This window comes from Bacillus sp. EB106-04-02-XG92 (assembly GCF_058791995.1).
The window spans coordinates 409,969-428,723 of record NZ_JBYTEA010000001.1 but is presented as its reverse complement, the minus strand read 5'-3'; the positions used below and the strand labels follow the sequence as shown (position 1 = coordinate 428,723).

At 36.0% G+C, this 18,755-nt stretch carries 19 protein-coding genes and 1 other annotated feature; of the genes, 15 read left to right on the top strand and 4 right to left on the bottom strand.

Annotation, left to right across the window (positions count from 1 at the left end; all coding sequences use genetic code 11):
- Positions 1-4: 4 nt before the first annotated feature.
- The gene (locus AC3WVA_RS02195; RefSeq protein WP_088314300.1) at positions 5-799 is read left to right on the top strand and encodes an SDR family oxidoreductase; all 795 of its coding nucleotides are present in this window, start codon (positions 5-7) and stop codon (positions 797-799) included.
- A 30-nt stretch (positions 800-829) separates the two neighbouring features.
- On the opposite strand, the gene AC3WVA_RS02190 is transcribed toward AC3WVA_RS02195, so the two are convergent.
- On the bottom strand, positions 830-1,015 hold the full coding sequence (locus tag AC3WVA_RS02190; protein ID WP_048530994.1) for a YqzH family protein: 186 nt from the start codon (positions 1,013-1,015) through the stop codon (positions 830-832).
- Positions 1,016-1,239: 224 nt separating this feature from the next.
- Here AC3WVA_RS02190 and argC point away from each other — a divergent pair, with 224 nt between their 5' ends.
- From argC to AC3WVA_RS02155, 7 genes are all read left to right on the top strand, one after another.
- Positions 1,240-2,277: an N-acetyl-gamma-glutamyl-phosphate reductase gene (argC, locus tag AC3WVA_RS02185; RefSeq protein WP_492321767.1), complete on the top strand. Its 1,038-nt coding sequence runs from the start codon at positions 1,240-1,242 to the stop codon at positions 2,275-2,277.
- Between the two features lie 11 nt (positions 2,278-2,288).
- Positions 2,289-3,512: a bifunctional glutamate N-acetyltransferase/amino-acid acetyltransferase ArgJ gene (gene argJ, locus AC3WVA_RS02180; RefSeq protein WP_141539412.1), complete on the top strand. Its 1,224-nt coding sequence runs from the start codon at positions 2,289-2,291 to the stop codon at positions 3,510-3,512.
- 11 nt (positions 3,513-3,523) lie between these two features.
- A complete protein-coding gene (gene argB / locus AC3WVA_RS02175; RefSeq protein ID WP_098344903.1) occupies positions 3,524-4,291 on the top strand; it encodes an acetylglutamate kinase in 768 nt (255 codons plus the stop codon).
- A complete protein-coding gene (gene argD, locus AC3WVA_RS02170; RefSeq protein WP_492321766.1) occupies positions 4,288-5,448 on the top strand; it encodes an acetylornithine transaminase in 1,161 nt (386 codons plus the stop codon). The genes argB and argD overlap by 4 nt, the downstream gene beginning before the upstream one ends.
- Before the next feature lie 12 nt (positions 5,449-5,460).
- Complete coding sequence (gene argF / locus AC3WVA_RS02165; RefSeq protein ID WP_098344905.1) at positions 5,461-6,411, top strand: ornithine carbamoyltransferase; 951 nt, start codon at positions 5,461-5,463, stop codon at positions 6,409-6,411.
- Positions 6,412-6,588: 177 nt separating this feature from the next.
- Positions 6,589-7,149 (top strand): DUF2062 domain-containing protein, encoded by a 561-nt coding sequence (locus AC3WVA_RS02160; protein WP_098344906.1) that lies wholly within the window; start codon positions 6,589-6,591, stop codon positions 7,147-7,149.
- 58 nt (positions 7,150-7,207) lie between these two features.
- Positions 7,208-7,414 (top strand): hypothetical protein, encoded by a 207-nt coding sequence (locus AC3WVA_RS02155; RefSeq protein WP_000291947.1) that lies wholly within the window; start codon positions 7,208-7,210, stop codon positions 7,412-7,414.
- A gap of 24 nt (positions 7,415-7,438) precedes the next feature.
- On the opposite strand, the gene AC3WVA_RS02150 is transcribed toward AC3WVA_RS02155, so the two are convergent.
- Both AC3WVA_RS02150 and AC3WVA_RS02145 read right to left on the bottom strand, forming a co-directional pair.
- Entirely contained in the window at positions 7,439-7,885 is a 447-nt protein-coding gene (locus AC3WVA_RS02150; protein WP_000445817.1) for a MarR family winged helix-turn-helix transcriptional regulator, read from the bottom strand.
- 72 nt (positions 7,886-7,957) lie between these two features.
- Positions 7,958-8,737: a GDSL-type esterase/lipase family protein gene (locus tag AC3WVA_RS02145; RefSeq protein ID WP_098344907.1), complete on the bottom strand. Its 780-nt coding sequence runs from the start codon at positions 8,735-8,737 to the stop codon at positions 7,958-7,960.
- A 355-nt stretch (positions 8,738-9,092) separates the two neighbouring features.
- Here AC3WVA_RS02145 and cpdB point away from each other — a divergent pair, with 355 nt between their 5' ends.
- Positions 9,093-11,432 carry a bifunctional 2',3'-cyclic-nucleotide 2'-phosphodiesterase/3'-nucleotidase gene (gene cpdB / locus AC3WVA_RS02140; RefSeq protein WP_492321765.1) on the top strand — a complete coding sequence of 780 codons (2,340 nt, stop codon included), beginning with the start codon at positions 9,093-9,095 and terminating at the stop codon, positions 11,430-11,432.
- A 49-nt stretch (positions 11,433-11,481) separates the two neighbouring features.
- On the opposite strand, the gene nhaC is transcribed toward cpdB, so the two are convergent.
- Entirely contained in the window at positions 11,482-12,855 is a 1,374-nt protein-coding gene (gene nhaC, locus AC3WVA_RS02135; protein WP_098344909.1) for a Na+/H+ antiporter NhaC, read from the bottom strand.
- A 277-nt stretch (positions 12,856-13,132) separates the two neighbouring features.
- Positions 13,133-13,353, bottom strand: a binding site (T-box leader).
- Positions 13,354-13,493: 140 nt separating this feature from the next.
- Between nhaC and AC3WVA_RS02130 the strand changes: the two genes are divergently transcribed.
- From AC3WVA_RS02130 to bioC, 6 genes are all read left to right on the top strand, one after another.
- Positions 13,494-13,850, top strand: a complete 357-nt coding sequence (locus AC3WVA_RS02130) for a hypothetical protein (RefSeq protein WP_141539411.1) — start codon at positions 13,494-13,496, stop codon at positions 13,848-13,850.
- 122 nt (positions 13,851-13,972) lie between these two features.
- Positions 13,973-15,361 carry an adenosylmethionine--8-amino-7-oxononanoate transaminase gene (bioA, locus tag AC3WVA_RS02125; RefSeq protein WP_098344911.1) on the top strand — a complete coding sequence of 463 codons (1,389 nt, stop codon included), beginning with the start codon at positions 13,973-13,975 and terminating at the stop codon, positions 15,359-15,361.
- A complete protein-coding gene (bioD, locus tag AC3WVA_RS02120) occupies positions 15,361-16,089 on the top strand; it encodes an ATP-dependent dethiobiotin synthetase BioD (RefSeq protein WP_098344912.1) in 729 nt (242 codons plus the stop codon). The genes bioA and bioD overlap by 1 nt, the downstream gene beginning before the upstream one ends.
- Positions 16,055-17,242, top strand: coding sequence for an 8-amino-7-oxononanoate synthase (gene bioF / locus AC3WVA_RS02115; RefSeq protein WP_098344913.1), 1,188 nt, complete (start codon positions 16,055-16,057; stop codon positions 17,240-17,242). Before bioD ends, bioF begins: the two co-directional genes overlap by 35 nt.
- Complete coding sequence (locus tag AC3WVA_RS02110; protein ID WP_098344914.1) at positions 17,239-17,979, top strand: alpha/beta fold hydrolase; 741 nt, start codon at positions 17,239-17,241, stop codon at positions 17,977-17,979. Before bioF ends, AC3WVA_RS02110 begins: the two co-directional genes overlap by 4 nt.
- Positions 17,945-18,754, top strand: a complete 810-nt coding sequence (gene bioC / locus AC3WVA_RS02105; RefSeq protein WP_492321764.1) for a malonyl-ACP O-methyltransferase BioC — start codon at positions 17,945-17,947, stop codon at positions 18,752-18,754. Before AC3WVA_RS02110 ends, bioC begins: the two co-directional genes overlap by 35 nt.
- Position 18,755: the final 1 nt, after the last annotated feature.

Sequence of the window (18,755 nt, the reverse complement as noted above, 5' to 3'; positions counted from 1 at the left end):
AGCAATGACGGGACGTTTACAAAATAAAGTAATCGTCATTACAGGTGCTTCTAGTGGAATTGGAGAGCAAGTTGCAATGCAAGTTGCAGAGCTAGGTGCGACTCCAGTATTAATGGCTAGAACAGAAGAGAAATTAAAAGCGCTAGCGGACAAAATTAAAGAAACTTATAATACGCCTTGCTATTATTATGTATTAGATGTAAGTGAAGAGACGGAAGTACAATCTGTTTTTTCAAAGGTATTACAAGAAGTGGGACGTATTGATATATTAGTAAACAATGCGGGATTTGGTATTTTTAAAACGTTTGAAGATGCGTCAATGGATGAAGTGAAAAATATGTTCCAAGTAAATGTATTTGGACTAGTAGCTTGTACGAAAGCGGTACTACCTTACATGGTGAAAAGAAACGAAGGGCATATTATTAATATTGCTTCACTTGCTGGGAAAATTGCAACTCCGAAATCAAGTGCGTATGCAGCGACGAAACATGCAGTATTAGGATTTACGAATAGTTTACGCATGGAGTTGTCTAATACAAATGTTTTCGTAACAGCGATTAATCCAGGTCCGATAGATACGAACTTTTTTGAAATAGCTGATCAATCCGGTACATATGTGAAAAATATGGGACGATACATGTTAAAACCAACATATGTAGCAGAGCAAATCGTAAAATCGATGCAAACGAAAAAGCGTGAAGTAAACTTACCGAAGTGGATGGGCATTGGTCCAAAACTGTATGCTCTATTCCCAGGTTTATTTGAGCGTGTTGCAGGTAAATCATTAAGTAAAAAATAGGAGATTTCCATATGGAAATCTCCTATTTTTTTATTTTCCAGTCACATAATCGTAAACGATATCCTCAACTGCCTCGTATACATCAATTTCAGTATTTGAATGAATTATCGTTTGAATATGTTTAATAAGTATTTCCTGATCCTCATTTGACATAGGATTACATTGATATTGCTGAAAACTTTTTATAATCATTTTCTCAATTAATTTCTCATTCATGTTTTTCCCCGCCTGTATGTATACATGTATTGTTTCATTGTACTTTAAGTGAAATGAAAAAACTACTATACACTATTTATGTATAAAAATTCGGTAGTGTAGATTGTTTTTCTAGTAAAATTAAGTTTTTTAAGTTTGTTAAATTTATAAATATTTAATTGACTTTATAAATATGCAATATTATAATCATAATTAATTTAAAGAATCGATATGAGGAGGGGCATATGAAAGTCGCGATTATTGGAGCAACTGGGTATGGAGGTATTGAGTTAATTCGGTTATTAGAGCAACATCCATATTTTTCGATAGCATCTCTTCATTCTTTTTCGCAAGTTGGCGAGTGTATAACAAATGTATATCCGCATTTTCAAAATGTTCTTGTTCATACGTTACAAGAAATTGATGCGGAGGAAATAGTGAAGGGAGCAGAAATTGTATTTTTGGCAACCCCGGCAGGAGTATCAGCAGAGCTAACTCCAAAATTATTAGAAGTAGGTTTAAAAGTAATTGATCTATCTGGAGATTTTCGTATGAAAGATCCTTTCATATATGAACAGTGGTATAAAAGGGCAGCTGCAAAAGAAGAAGTTCTTAGTGAAGCTGTATATGGGTTAAGTGAATGGAAAAGGTCTGAGATACAAAATGCAAATTTAATTGCAAACCCAGGATGTTTTGCTACAGCTGCATTATTAGCGGTATTACCGTTAGTTCGTAGCCGCACAATTGATGAAGATTCTATTATTATTGATGCAAAATCAGGAGTATCTGGAGCAGGCAAAACACCAACAACAATGACTCACTTCCCTGAGTTATATGATAACTTGTGTATTTATAAAGTGAATGAGCATCAACACGTTCCTGAGATTGAGCAAATGCTTGCGGAGTGTAATAGGGAAACGAAGCCAATCACATTTAGTACACATTTAATACCGATATCACGAGGGATTATGATTACACTTTATGCGAAAGTAAAACGAGAAATGGAAAGAGAACAGCTTCAAAAGTTATATGAAGAAACGTATGAACAATCACCTTTCATTCGAATTCGTACGCAAGGAGAGTTTCCAAGTCCGAAAGAAGTGAGAGGCTCAAATTATTGTGATATGGGGATAGCTTACGATGGAAGAACAGGAAGAGTGACAGTCGTATCTGTTATAGACAATATGATGAAAGGTGCGGCTGGGCAAGCGGTTCAAAATGCAAATATAGTAGCGGGACTAGAAGAAACAACAGGTTTACAGTATATGCCGCTTTATTTATAAGGGGGGACATGATGATTAAAGTAGAGTCTATTACAAAATTAGACAATGGTTCAATTGTAACGCCAAAAGGCTTTTCGGCAATCGGTACTGCAAATGGTTTGAAAAAAGACAAAAAGGATTTAGGTGTAATCATTTGTGAAGTGCCAGCATCATGTGCCGCCGTTTATACAACGAATCAAATACAAGCAGCTCCCTTGCAAGTAACGAAAGACAGTATAACAGCTGAGGGGAAATTGCAGGCAATTATCGTCAATAGTGGAAATGCAAATGCTTGTACAGGAACGAAAGGGTTACAAGATGCTTACGAGATGCGCACATTAGGAGCGGAACATTTTGGAGTGAAAGAACATTACGTTGCAGTAGCTTCAACAGGTGTAATTGGTGTTCCGCTCCCGATGGATATAATCCGAAAGGGAATTACAACTCTTATCCCGACGAAGGAAGAAAATGAAGCTCATTCTTTTTCTGAAGCAATCTTAACGACGGATCTTATAACGAAAGAAACTTGCTATGAGATGATGATTGATGAGAAGAAAGTGACGATTGCTGGTGTTGCGAAAGGTTCAGGAATGATTCATCCAAATATGGCAACGATGCTAAGTTTTATTACGACAGATGCTCATATAGAGCATGACGTATTGCAAACAGCATTATCACAAATAACGAATCATACATTTAATCAAATTACGGTAGATGGGGATACTTCTACGAATGACATGGTCATCGTTATGGCAAGTGGATTATCAGAAACGAAACCAATCAATATGGAACATACAGATTGGGAAACTTTCGTATTTGCTTTACAGAAGGTATGTGAAGATTTAGCAAAAAAAATTGCACAAGATGGTGAAGGTGCTACGAAGTTAATAGAAGTAAATGTGCTAGGAGCGAAAGCGAATGAAGAGGCAAAGAAACTTGCAAAGCAAATAGTCGGCTCGAGTCTTGTGAAAACAGCAATACATGGTGAAGACCCAAACTGGGGGCGAATTATTAGCAGTATTGGACAAAGTGAAGTAGAGATTAATCCAAATACAATTGATATTACTCTTCAATCGATTACTGTGTTAAAAAATAGTGAGCCTCAAATATTTTCTGAAGAGGAAATGAAAAAGAAATTAAAAGAACATGAAATTATGATTAATGTGTATTTACATTTAGGAGAAGAGTCGGGATCAGCTTGGGGCTGTGACTTAAGCTATGAATATGTGAAAATAAACGCTTGTTATCGTACATAAGGAGAGGGAAGATGAGCGATTATATTGTAGTAAAATGCGGCGGTAGTATGTTGGACCAATTAAATGATGTGTTTTTTGATTGCATAAAGAAATTGCAACAGAATTATAAAGTAGTGATTGTCCATGGTGGCGGTCCAGAAATTGATGCCAAACTAAAAGATTGTAACATCAAAGTAGAAAAAAGAGATGGGTTACGAGTAACACCGAAAGAAGTTATGGATATTGTTCAAATGGTGCTATGCGGAAGTACGAATAAAAAGTTTGTAATGAAGTTGCAAAGGCATAATTTACTTGCGGTAGGTTGCTCTGGGTGTGACGGCAATTTACTTCAAGTTCAACCTGTCAGCGAAGAAATAGGATATGTGGGAGAAGTAAGTTATGTCGAAACAGCTTTACTAAAAGGATTAATACATTTGAATTATATTCCTGTTATTGCTCCGGTCGGCATAAATGAGAATGAGATTTATAACATAAATGCGGATACCGCCGCAGCTGGAATTGCGGCCGCATTATCCGCAAAAGAACTCATTTTTATTACAGATGTAGATGGAATATTACATGAAGGAAAGTTAGTAAAGAAAACGGATGAATTTGAAATTGTTAATTTAATAGAAAAAGGAGTTATTACAGGCGGGATGATTCCGAAAGTACAGGCGGCACTAGCGTCATTAAAAATGGGAGTGAAAAAGATAAGTATTGTGAACGGTACAAAAGATTTTACTGAAGTTACGGGAGAGTGTATCGGAACGACGGTAACGAAAGGAGTAAGTATCGTATGACAAGTCATCTTTTTCAAACGTATGGGAGAAGAAATATTGAGCTTGTAAAGGGAAGTGGAACGAAAGTCGTTGATGAAAATGGTAAGCAATATTTAGATTTCACATCAGGAATTGGCGTATGTAATTTAGGACATTGTCATCCTACTGTTATGAAAGCTGTCCAAGAGCAACTTCATGATATATGGCATATATCTAACCTGTTTACAAACAGCTTACAAGAAGAAGTAGCGTCATTATTAACAGAAAATACAGCGTTACATTCTGTTTTTTTCTGTAATAGCGGGGCAGAGGCGAATGAGGCAGCTTTGAAGCTAGCGCGCAAGCATACTGGAAAATCTCTCGTCGTAACATGCGAGCAGTCTTTTCACGGTAGAACATTCGGAACGATGAGCGCGACGGGGCAAAATAAAGTGAAAGAAGGATTTGGTCCATTACTTCCATCTTTTTTACATATTCCTTTTAATGATATTAAGGCATTGAAAGAGGTAATGAATGAAGAAGTAGCAGCAGTAATGGTAGAAGTTGTTCAAGGTGAGGGAGGAGTAGTACCTGCTAACTTAGCCTTTTTGAAAGAGATTGAAACATTATGTAAGAAGTCCGGTTCCCTATTTATTATAGATGAAGTACAAACTGGAATTGGAAGAACTGGGACATTATTTGCTTACGAACAAATGGAAATACATCCTCATATCGTTACTACCGCTAAGGCGCTTGGAAATGGCATTCCCGTTGGAGCAATGATTGGCCGGAAAGAACTTGAAACATCGTTTCCTGCAGGATCACACGGTTCAACGTTTGGTGGAAATTATATTGCAATGGCTGCGGCGAAAGAAGTGTTGCAAATAACTAAGAAACCATCGTTTTTAAAAGAAGTAAAGGAAAAGGGCGAGTACGTATTACAGAAGTTGCAAGAGGAATTACGACATGCCGAATGTATTCAACATATACGTGGTAAGGGGCTTATGATTGGGATTGAGTGTAAGCATGAAGTTGTAAGTTTTATAGAACAACTAGAGAAAGAAGGGCTTCTCGTATTACAAGCAGGACCTAATGTGATAAGACTATTACCACCACTTATTGTGACGAATGAAGAGTTAGAACAGGCAGTATATATGATAAAAAAAGTAGTTTGTACAAAAAATGTATCAATTATATAAGGGGGAAGTTTCATGTCAACTGTACAAGTACCGAAATTAAATACGAAGGATCTTTTAACACTAGAAGAACTGACGCAAGAAGAAATTATTTCTTTAATTGAGTTCGCTATATATTTAAAAAAGAATAAGCAGGAGCCTTTATTACAAGGAAAAATATTAGGCCTTATCTTTGATAAACATTCAACTCGTACTCGTGTATCTTTTGAAGCGGGAATGGTACAGCTCGGGGGACATGGTATGTTTTTAAGTGGGAAAGAGATGCAGATTGGAAGAGGGGAAACCGTTTCAGATACTGCGAAAGTATTATCTCATTATATTGACGGGATCATGATACGTACATTTTCACATGCGGATGTAGAAGAGCTTGCAAAAGAATCGAGTATACCTGTAATTAACGGTTTAACGGATGATCATCATCCTTGTCAAGCATTGGCAGATCTAATGACAATATATGAAGAAGTAAATACATTTGAAGGAATAAAATTGGCTTACGTAGGTGACGGAAATAATGTATGTCATTCATTGTTGTTAGCGAGTGCAAAAGTCGGAATGCATATGACTGTTGCAACGCCTGTAGGGTATGAACCGAATGAGGAAATTGTAAAAAAAGCATTAGCGATTGCTGAAGAAACAGGAGCGAAAATTGAAATTTTGCATAACCCTGAACTAGCGGTGAATGAAGCAGATTTCATTTATACTGACGTTTGGATGAGCATGGGGCAAGAGGGCGAAGAAGAGAAATATACTTTATTTCAACCGTACCAAATCAATAACGAACTTGTTACGCATGCGAAACAAACATATCGTTTCTTACACTGTCTACCTGCCCATCGCGAAGAGGAAGTGACAGGAGAAATTATAGACGGACCACAGTCTATCGTTTTTGAGCAAGCTGGTAATCGATTGCATGCGCAAAAAGCGTTATTAGTAAGTTTATTTAAAAATGTAGAAGAGCTTTCCTAAATGGTGTGCACCTCACTTGTTATGTATAAATAACAATTTGAGGTGCACTTTTTTACATTGAAATGTCATATGTATATTTAGTTAACCATTTTAATCTCATTTATAATAAAAGAAGAAACTAAAATTGTTTTTCAGAGTGTGTAAGGACATACTACATATAAAAATATAGTTAAAGAGATGATGAATTTGAAAACAACTAAGAGAAGATATTCGCTTTTCCAGCGGATGTGGAGAATATTAAAGTTTCAATATTATAAGTTGCTTCGATCACCAGAAGGTGCAAAGAAAGTATCATTAGGTTTTGCGATTGGTTTTGGTTTAGAGATGTTGGTCATATATACGGCGTCGCTCGTATATGTAATATTTTATCCGATTGTTCGATTAGCAAAGGGATCTTTTCCTGCTGCGGTTATTGGCAATATTATTGGGAAAATATCGTTTCTACCAGTATTTTTATTCCCGTTTGCGTATGCGTTAGGGAAAATGATATATCCATTTCATGTACAGAAAATACATCATGAACCATTTACGATATCTGATTTGTTTTCAAGTCATATTTTTACGATATTAAAGGGTTTATTACAGAGTGAAGTGTATGTATTAATCGGAATGACGATTTTAGGAGTTGTGTTTGGTGTAGTTTCGTATTTCGTGGTGCATTATCTATACGAAAAGAACCGTAAGTTACGTTTGAAGAACAGAAAGAAACGAGTGACAGAACCGCTCGTACAAATATAAAGAGTGTCACACTCGTTTTCTCCTTGGAATATGTTTAAGAAAAAGGGGGAGAGAATGAATGTATTATTATTACGTACCTCAAGTATATCCATATGTAAATTACTATCCGGTTTATGATATGAATAGACAATACGAATTATATCGGCAACAACAAGTACAGCAATTATCACAAATACCACAACAACAGCCTACGCAAGAACAAAAACCATATTTAACGACATGGCCATATTCAAATGTATATTACGGTAATTATTACGAATCATAAAGCTGCTTCTATTTAGAAGCAGCTTTATGCGTTTGTTTTCAAAATTAAATTTTGAATGGTTTGAAGAGAGTGAATGAGTTTTTCACGTTCTTCCTCAGATAATGTTTGGAAATTTTCTTTTAATTTGTCTAAAATGAATTGTTGATACTGATTTACTAACAATTTCCCTTCAGCTGTTAGGGAAATTAAAATGACCCGTCGATCTTTTTCGCTATAATGACGCTCTATTAGTTCTTCTTGAATCAGTTTGTTTAATAGAGGTGTCATGTTAGGCCTTGAAATCGCTAGCCGCTTGCCAATTTCGGAAACTGCTAATGTGCCATTTTCATGCAGAAGTAGCAATACTTGTGTATGTGATGGCGGCATATGTCTTTGAGAAGAAAATTCTCCAGGAAGCATAAATTTGCGATAAAAAAGAGGCACTAGCGAAAGAAGATGATCAACAATACGTTCCCACTCGCGTGATTCCATATAAAGGCCCCCTTCCACTCTCATTGTAACAAAAAAGACATGTTATAAAAATAGAATTGTTTCATGGGAATTTTAATATTTGTAGGCCAACACTTTTTTTGTAAATGAATCGGCAATAATCGTATAGCCTTTGTCATTAGGGTGTACTTGGTCAAAGAGTAATTCTTTCTTATCATTAGATATTAATTTGCGAATTGGTAAAACGATAGATGGTTGATTTGCTTTTGCAATGGAATAAACGGATTCATTCCAGCCGTCTAAAAACATATCTGCATAACTTGCGATGGAGTCATCGAGTTGTAATGGGTTATAGAGTTCAGAAAGAATGAGTAAAGCATCCGGATTTTGATCTCGAACTGTCTTTACAATACTTTTTACATCCGCTTCAAAATGAGCCTTTTCTTTATTTAACATTTTAATACCATCTATAACACCGACATCTCGATTTAAACGAAATAAATTATTTCCTCCAATATTAATTGTAATGATATTTGCCGCTCTAATTTTTTGTTTTACATCTTCTGATTGAACTTTTTTAACGAGACGATCTGTTGTAAGACCATTTATACCAAGGTTTTCTACTGTTATTGGTTTATGAATTTGTGCTTCTATTTGTCTAGAGGCTAATTCAGCAAATCCCCCTTGTGTCGATCCATATCCTTTGGCAAGTGAATCACCTAGTACGAGATGATAAAAGGACTCGTTTGTTTGCTTATCAATCCAACTTGGAGTAGATGTTTTTTCTGTTTTTTCTTCGGGTTCATTTTGTTTTGTCTCATCGTTCTTTTCAAAATAAGAATAAGAAATGATTAGAAGGAGGAGACAAACAATTGTTAAGATGACTTTTTTCATAATTCATCCTCCTTGTAATTGGTAATTGTATCATATTCAGCAGTATTAGCAATGTAAGGGCATATTATATGTTTATGAAAAGTTTACAATAACTTTACAGAAAATTTGTAGAAGTATGTCAAAAAATATTGACGATATGAAAGGACATTATATATGATTATGTCAGATAAGGTGAAATTTTAATTAGTAGGGCTTTATTTCCCGATAAGTAAAGTCTCACCAATCGAGCGTTTAAGGGGACTACTCATTAGCGCAGGGTGAAATGAAAATCTTATCTTTAATAGAAGAAAAAAGGTATGTGATTAGAGACAGATTCATTTCATTATTTTTGGTAATTGTATAAGGGGGATTTTTTGTGAAAAAGTCAAAAAAAATGCTAGCTGGAGCAACTCTTGCTATAGGTGTAATAGCGCCGCAAGTATTGCCAACAACAGCTCATGCGGATGAGCAAACTGGGGAGAGTACGGTTAACTTACGAATTCTAGAAACATCAGATATTCATGTTAACTTAATGAATTACGATTATTATCAAACGAAAACCGATAATAAAGTAGGTCTCGTACAAACGGCAACACTTGTTAATAAAGCACGTGAAGAAGCGAAGAACTCTGTCCTATTTGATGATGGGGATGCATTACAAGGGACACCGCTTGGAGATTATGTAGCGAATAAAATAAATGATCCGAAGAAGCCTGTGGATACTAGTTATACACATCCATTATATCGTTTAATGAATTTAATGAAGTATGACGTCATTTCTCTTGGGAATCATGAATTTAACTACGGTTTAGACTATTTAAACAAAGTAATTAGTAAAACAGAGTTCCCGGTTATTAACTCGAACGTCTACAAAGATGATAAAGATAATAATGAAGAGAACGACCAAAACTACTTTAAACCATATCATGTTTTTGAAAAAGAAGTAGAAGATGAATCAGGACAAAAACAAAAAGTGAAAATTGGCGTAATGGGATTTGTTCCACCTCAAGTTATGAACTGGGATAAAGCAAATTTAGAAGGAAAAGTGAAAGCGAAAGATATAGTTGAAACAGCGAAGAAAATGGTGCCAAAAATGAAAGCTGAAGGTGCAGATGTTATCGTTGCACTAGCACATTCTGGTGTTGATAAGAGTGGCTACAACGTAGGTATGGAAAACGCTTCGTATTATTTAACAGAAGTTCCTGGTGTAGATGCAGTATTAATGGGCCATTCACATACTGAAATGAAGGATGTATTTAATGGTGTTCCAGTTGTAATGCCTGGTGTCTTTGGAAGTAACTTAGGTATTATTGATATGCAATTGAAAAAGGTAAATGGAAAATGGGAAGTACAAAAAGAGCAATCAAAGCCGCAACTTCGTCCGATTGCTGATAGTAAAGGGAACCCATTAGTAAAATCTGATGAAAAATTAGTTAATGAAATTAAAGATGATCATCAAGCGACAATTGATTATGTAAATACAGCTGTAGGAAAAACGACGGCACCAATTAATAGTTATTTCTCATTAGTACAAGATGATCCTTCCGTACAACTTGTGACAAATGCACAGAAATGGTATGTAGAAAAGTTATTTGCTGAAAATGGACAGTATAGCAAATATAAAGGAATTCCAGTCTTATCTGCAGGAGCACCATTTAAAGCAGGTGGCCGAAACGGTGCTACATATTATACGGACATTCCAGCTGGAACGTTAGCAATTAAAAACGTTGCAGATTTATATGTATATCCAAATACGTTATATGCTGTAAAAGTAAATGGGGCACAAGTGAAAGAATGGCTTGAAATGTCTGCAGGTCAATTTAATCAAATTGATCCAAAGAAAACAGAAGAACAGCCGTTAGTAAATATAGGCTATCCTACATATAACTTCGATATTTTAGATGGCTTAAAATACGAAATTGATGTAACACAACCGGCAAAATACGATAAAGATGGTAAAGTTGTAAATGCAAATACGAATCGTATTATAAATATGACGTATGAAGGTAAACCAGTAGCTGACAATCAAGAGTTCATCGTCGCTACAAATAACTATCGTGGAAGTAGCCAAACGTTCCCAGGTGTAAGTAAAGGGGAAGTTGTATACCAATCACAAGATGAAACACGTCAAATCATTGTGAAGTATATGCAAGAAACACCAGTTATTGATCCAGCAGCAGATAAAAATTGGACGTTTAAACCAATTGTTGCGGAAAAATTAAATACAACATTCGATTCTTCACCAAATGCACAAAAGTATATAAAGAAAGATGGGAAAATATCGTACGTTGGACCATCTGAAAATGAATTTGCTAAATATGCAATTGATATAACGAAGAAGAACGATGAGGGTAAAGAAACGGGTGGAGAGAATCCAACACCACCGCCAATAGGCGAAGGAAATAATGGAGGAAATCCAACACCACCACCAGGTGAAGGAAATAATGGAGAAAATCCAACGACATCACCAACAGGTGAAAGTAGTAATGGAGAAAATCCAACGACACCACCAACAAATGAAGGTAATAGTGCAGGGGCTGGACAAACTACGACGGGTAATGAAAACTCAAAAGAAACAACAACTGTAAGTGAAAAGCAAGAAGAACGTGATTTACCGAAAACAGGTACAAGTGTTGTTTCTACAATTGGGGCAGGTTTAGCGTTTGTTGGAGCGGGATTACTTCTGTTATTTAGAAGAAAGAAAGCAAATAGATAGTCGAGAAATATAAAAAGGATTACCAATTCAGGTAATCCTTTTTAGTATATTATGAAATTGTTACTGCTTTTTCTTTCTTCCATGAAAGGCCAAATCCAGTAAAGCCGACGATAATCGTTACGACTGGGCAAGCTAAACAGAAAATTGCGTATGGAAGGTAATCGAATGTTGGAACGCTAAGGACGTTTGTTAAGAATACGCCACTTACACCCCATGGTACGAGCGGGTTAATAACTGTACCTGCATCTTCTAATACGCGTGATAAATTACGACGCTCTAAACCAACTTCATCGTATTTATTAGCAAATGCTTGTCCTGTTAAAACGATGGATAAGTATTGCTCACCAAGTAAGAAGTTTACACCAATTGCAGTTGAAGCAGTAGAAATAATTAAGCGTGTGCTATTTTTAACGAAGCTAGAGATGATATTCATCAGCTGCGTAATAATACCCATTCCTTGTAATAATCCTCCCATACAAAGAGCTAGGAAAATAAGGGCAATCGACATCATCATACTTTGTAGACCACCGCGAGATAGTAAGCTATCAATGTCTTTTATACCAGTTTTAGAAACGTAGCCGTCTTGCATAATTTTCATTAAATCAGCTAAAGAAGTGCTAGGTTTAAAAATAAAGAGAATAATAATTCCTACTACAATTCCAGTAAGCAATGTTGGAACTGCTGGAACTTTTTTAAATGCAAATAGGAACAGTAATAAGATTGGAATAAGTGTAACGATAGAAATCGTTGCGTTTTTTTCTAATGTGCTAATAAAGTTTGTAAAGTCAACTTCTCCACCAGTGCCGCTTCCTAAAATGAAAAATGCGATAAAAGCAATAATGAAAGCCGGAACTGTTGTCCAAAGCATGTTACGAATATGCTCAAATAAATCTACACCCGTTACAGCAGGAGCTAAGTTTGTCGTATCAGATAAAGGAGACATTTTATCTCCAAAGAATGCACCAGAAATAATTGCACCAGCGATTAGAGCCGGATCGTATCCGAGAGCACTACCCATACCCATAAAGGCAAGTCCTACAGTTGCGGCAGTTGTAAAGGCACTACCGATACTTGTTCCAACAATTGCACAAACAACAAAAACAGTTGGAACGAAAATTTTAGGAGATACAAGCTGGAAGCCGTACACCATTAAAGTTGGGATTGTTCCAGCAGCGATCCAAACACTAATTAATACGCCTACAAGTAAGAAAATAAAAATTGATGGAATACCAGCTGAAATACTACTAATCATCCCTTTTTCCATAGTAGACCAAGAGATTTTTTTCATAAATCCAAATGCTAATAAAAGCACGATACCAAATAAAATTGGGATGTGTGGTGAAACTTCTAATTGAATAACACTAAAGCCAATACAGAAAAAGATAAATAATGTTAATAGAACAGATTCAATTTTTGAAACCATTGTTTTTCCCTCCTAAGTAATCTAAAATAGCTCTTTTTTATATAAAATTCGCCAATATTGTTTGTTTCCTTCTAAAATTTAGAATTTTGTGATAAATTACCGGTAATTGTTGATCCTTCAATATGATAAGGAAATGATTGGATAAAAAAACGTCCCTGCATATAAATATGCAGGGACGAAGTAATCGCGGTACCACCCTAGCTTGTGAAATGAATGTATCACGAAATAAAGGGTCGTATGATATACGCTAATAAAATAAAAACGCCCCTGCAATATATGCAGGGACGAAAAATTCGCGGTACCACCCTAAATTGTGAAACAGTTTCGTTTCACCACTCTTTAGATATAACGGTCTATAACCGTCTTTCACTACTCCTTACGTTTCGCAAAAGAAGCTCCAGGGGGTAATTCATAATTCGCTCTGTACTGGTTTGCACCGACCACCAGCTCTCTGAAATCAGAAATCGAAATACTACTAAATCCTATCAATGCCGATTCATATGATGTTAGTTAAATTTTTATCATATATTCATCATACATGTCAATAAAAATGTGTAATATTTTTTTAGGGAAATAAAGGAGATAGGTTTTAACGCTGAAAAATGTGCGTTATAATGAATTTGAAAGGGGAGGAAAGAGTGAAGAAAAAAATAATTCTTTTTATCACCTTACTAGTCATTGGCGGAAGTGCTGGAATTTACACGACTTTTGCAGCTGAATCAGAGCAGGCGAAGCAAAAGCAAATGCAGCAGTCAGAAGTGAAGAAAGCGAAAGAAACTGAAGAGAAGAAGTTGATGGAAAAAGCAGCTGAGAAACTAGGGGTTTCTACGGAAGGGAAAACAAAAGAAGAGGTTACGAAAGAAGTAAATACCGTGAGATTTGAGAAGCGCCATGATTTATTGATTGAACATGCAAAACAACTTGGAATTGATACAGAAGGAAAAAAAGATGAAGAGATTATTTTAGAAATTGGAAAGATACAACATGGAAAGTAGAACAACTTATCGTATGATAAGTTGTTCTTTTTTAAGAACTACTTGATTTAAAAATAATTGACAGTCATTTAGATTTAATGTTAACTATATTTATAAACTAGTTAACATTAGGGGTGACAATTGTGACTTTTAGTAAGAGTACGACTGACAAACCATCTTATACATATGAAGAATTAGCGGAGAAAAACAAAGCCTATGTATGGCACCCATTTACACAAATGAAGGATTATTTAGAAGAAGATCCTGTCATTATTGAACGGGGAGAGGGAAGAAAGCTATACGATGTAAATGGAAATGAATATTGGGACGGTGTTTCGTCTATTTGGTTAAATGTTCATGGACATCAAGTACCGGAACTAGATGAGGCAATTCGTAACCAATTAAATAAAATTGCCCATTCTACTATGCTAGGACTTGCTAATGTTCCATCTATTTTATTAGCAGAAAAAATAATTGAAGTTGTACCAGAAGGGTTGAAGAAAGTATTTTATTCAGACTCTGGTTCTAGCGCTGTTGAAATTGCAATTAAGATGGCCTTTCAATATTGGCAGCATAAAGGGAAACGGAAGAAACAAAGATTTGTTACATTAAAAGAAGCGTATCACGGTGATACAATTGGAGCTGTTTCAGTAGGAGCAATAGACTTGTTTCACCAAGTGTATAGTTCACTTTTATTTGAAGCAATTAAAATGCCTTATCCATATACATATCGTTCTCCTTATGGAAATAATAAGGAGGAAATTGTAAAAAAACATTTAGAAGAAATGGAAGAGTTGCTGAAAGACAAACATGAAGAAATTGCGGCGATTATTGTAGAGCCTTTAATGCAAGGTGCTGGCGGTATGATTACAATGCCAAAAGGATACTTAAAAGGGCTACGTAATTTATGTACAAAATATAACGTTTTATTTATTACAGATGAGGTAGCGACTGGATTTGGACGTACCGGGAAAATGTTTGCATGTGAACATGAAAATGTAACGCCGGACATTTTAACAGCCGGAAAAGGTTTAACGGGCGGATATTTACCAGTTGCAATCACTGTAACGACAGATGAAATTTATAATGCCTTTTTAGGAGGCTATGAAGAACAAAAAACGTTTTTCCACGGTCATAGTTATACAGGGAATCCGTTAGGGTGTGCGGTAGCAATTGCGAATTTAGAATTATATGAGAAAACAAATTTAATAGAAGAAGTGGCACGTAAAACAGAATATGTGGCGACGCAATTAGAAGAACTCTTTGCATATAAACATGTAGGGGATATTCGTCAGTGCGGATTAATGGTTGGAATTGAACTTGTGAAGAATAAGGAAACGAAAGAAGCGTTTGAATGGACAGAGAGAGTCGGTGTTCAAGTATGTAAACGCTCAAGAGAGCTAGGCATGATCTTGCGACCGCTTGGTAATACGATTGTATTTATGCCACCTCTTGCTTCTACAATCGATGAGATTGATGATATGTTGCGTATTTTGTATAAAGCAATCTCGGATGTTACGGAGGGAGAATAATGAGCGGTTTTTTTATAACAGCAACGGATACTGAAGTGGGGAAAACTGTCGTTGCCGGTGCATTAGCCGGTGTATTTAGAGAATTGGGATATAACATCGGGGTATATAAACCGTTGCAAAGTGGACATGTTGCATCCAATCCAGAGGGAGATGCAGCAAGGTTAAAGGCATTATCAGGTGTACCGACAAAAGAAGATGAAATTTGCCCGTATTCTATTGAAGAGCCGCTTGCTCCGAGACTTGCCATGAAAAGAGCTGGAAGGACGGTAACGTTAAAAGACATTACTCATCACTATAATGAACGATTGAAAGAGTTTAATAGTCTGCTTGTAGAAGGAGCAGGTGGATTAGCTGTTCCGTATACAGAGGACGCTTTAGTAATTGATTTCGCAAAAGAATTACAGCTTCCTCTCATTGTAGTAGCACGTCCTACATTAGGAACAGTAAATCATACAGTTTTAACGATTGCTTATGCAAAGGCACATGGTTTAACAGTAGCAGGTGTCATTTTATCTGGCTGCAAAGAATGCGAAATGGAAAGAGTACAAGAAAATAAAGAAATGATTGAAGAGCTAAGTGGGGTACCGGTTTTAGGTTTATTACCATTCTTTGAAGGTGAGTTTACAAAAGAAGAAGTCTTGGAATCTGCTAAAGAATATATAATGATTTCAAAATTAGAGGAGCTTATCCGAAATGAATCAAACGTGGCGCACACATCTTCAATCTAAATTGCAACAATTAAATGAGCAAGGGCAGTATCGTAATTTACATGTAACAGAAAAAGCAGAAGAGACATGGCTTATTCGAGATGAGAAAAGGATGCTAAATTTAGCATCAAATAATTATTTAGGGTTAGCTGGAGATGAAAGGTTAAAAGAAGCTGCTATTGCATGCACAAGAAAATATGGAGCTGGGGCGACGGCATCAAGGCTTGTTGTAGGGAATTATTCACTGTATGAAGAGGTTGAGAGAAGTATATGCGATTGGAAAGGCACTGAAAAAGCCTTAGTTGTAAATAGTGGATATACCGCAAATGTTGGAGTGATTTCTTCATTAGCGAGTCGTCACGATATTGTGTTTAGTGACAAATTAAATCATGCAAGTATCGTTGATGGAATTATATTAAGCGGGGCAGAGCATAAAAGGTATCGTCATAACGATTTAAATCATCTGGAGACGTTGTTAAAAAAAGCATCTCCTGAAAAGCGGAAATTAATCGTAACAGATACTGTTTTTAGTATGGATGGTGATACTCCGTATTTGAGGGAGTTAGTGGAGCTGAAAGAGAAATACGGGGCAATCATTATAGTTGATGAAGCACATGCGAGTGGGATATATGGAATCGACGGAGCTGGATTATCTCATATAGAAGAAGATCTTGCTCAAAAAATAGATATACATATGGGGACGTTTAGTAAGGCTTTAGGGTGTTATGGTGCGTATTTGACAGGTGATGCAATTTATATAGAGTATTTACAAAATATGATGAGAAGCTTTATTTTTACTACTGCATTACCGCCAGGAACATTAGGAGCGGTACAAAAAGCAATTGAAATTGTAAAAGAAGATAAAGAAAGAAGAGAGAGACTTGTAGAGAATGGTGCGTATTTCAGAAACCATTTACGAGAAGCTGGCTTTGATATTGGGAATAGCTCAACTCATATTGTACCGATTGTAGTCGGTTCAAATGAAACAGCTTTACGGTTTAGTAAAAGGTTGCAACAGGTAGGGATTGCAGCAATTGCAATTCGTCCACCAACGGTTCCGGTTAATAGTTCAAGGATCCGTTTTACAGTTACGTCCCAACATACAATAGCTGATTTGAACTGGGCTATTCAGCATATTATACGCATTGGTAAAGAAGAGGGGTTTTTAGTATGAAAGAGCTAAAGATTATTTTTATTCCTGGGTGGGGAATGGAAGAAGACGTTTGGACTTTAGTTCTGCCGTATTTTAAAGGGTATTCTGTTCAATGTATCAATTGGCGTAATGTGAAAGAACAAAGTGAATTCGCGGGGCGAATAATAGATGTAGCAAAGGATGAAAATGTAATTTTAGTTGGATGGTCATTAGGGGCGTTAGCGGCAGTTCAAGCTTATAAAAAGGTTAATGTAAAAGGTATTGTATTAATTGGTGGTACTGCCAGATTTACAAATACGAGCGACTATACGAGTGGATGGAATGTTTTGCATGTAGAACGGCTGAAAAAGAATTTGGCGAGAAAGAAAGAAGATACGCTCAAACGTTTTTATGAAAATATGTTTACGAAAGATGAGTTGAAAGAGAATAAAAGGTTTGAAGATATAATAAAACACTTTAAAGGTGATTGTATTCAGTCCTTACAATTAGGTTTAGATTATTTAATAGGAACAGATATGAGAGAAGTACTGAAAGAAGTTAAAGTACCTATACTACTTATTCACGGAGAGCAGGATGTAATATGTCCATTCTCTGCAGCGCGTAGTATGGCTGAGAATGAGACTGCAACGCTCAAGGTAGTAAATGAAGCTGGACACGCAATATGCGTAACGAATTTCGAATATTGCGGAAATGAGATAATTCAATTTGTAGAGGGGATACGACATGATCAACAAAACGTTACTACAAAAACGGTTTAACGTGGCATCTGTATCCTACGATCAATATGCAAATGTACAAAAAAAGATGGCACATTCATTACTTTCTACATTGAATCGGCGATATAGTGCAAATACATCGATACGTATTTTAGAACTTGGATGCGGGACAGGATATGTTACAGAGCAATTATCAAACTTATTTCCGAAAGCACATATTACAGCTATTGATTTTGCTGAAAGTATGATTGCAGTCGCGAAAACTAGAAAAAATGTAAACAATGTAACATTTTACTGTGAGGATATCGAAAGATTACGACTAGAAGAAACGTATGATGTCATTATTTCAAATGCCACATTTCAATGGCTAAATGATTTAAAACAAGTGATAAGAAATTTATTTCATCATTTGTCTATAGATGGAATATTACTCTTTTCAACGTTTGGACAGGAAACATTTCAAGAATTGCATGCTTCGTTCCAGCGGGCGAAAGAAGAAAAAAATATACAAAATGAAACATCGATTGGGCAACGATTTTATTCGAAAAATCAGTTGCGCCATATTTGTGAGATAGAAACAGGGGATGTACATGTTTCTGAAACATGTTACATAGAGAGATTTACAGAAGTTAGGGAGTTTCTACATTCTATTCGTAAAGTAGGAGCAACCAATAGTAATGAAGAATCATATTGTCAAAGTCCCTCACTCTTTCGTGCGATGCTTCGCATATACGAAAGGGACTTCACGGAAAATGAAGGGATAATGGCGACGTATCAAGCTTTATTTATGCATATAACAAAAGAGGGGAAGAGATGAA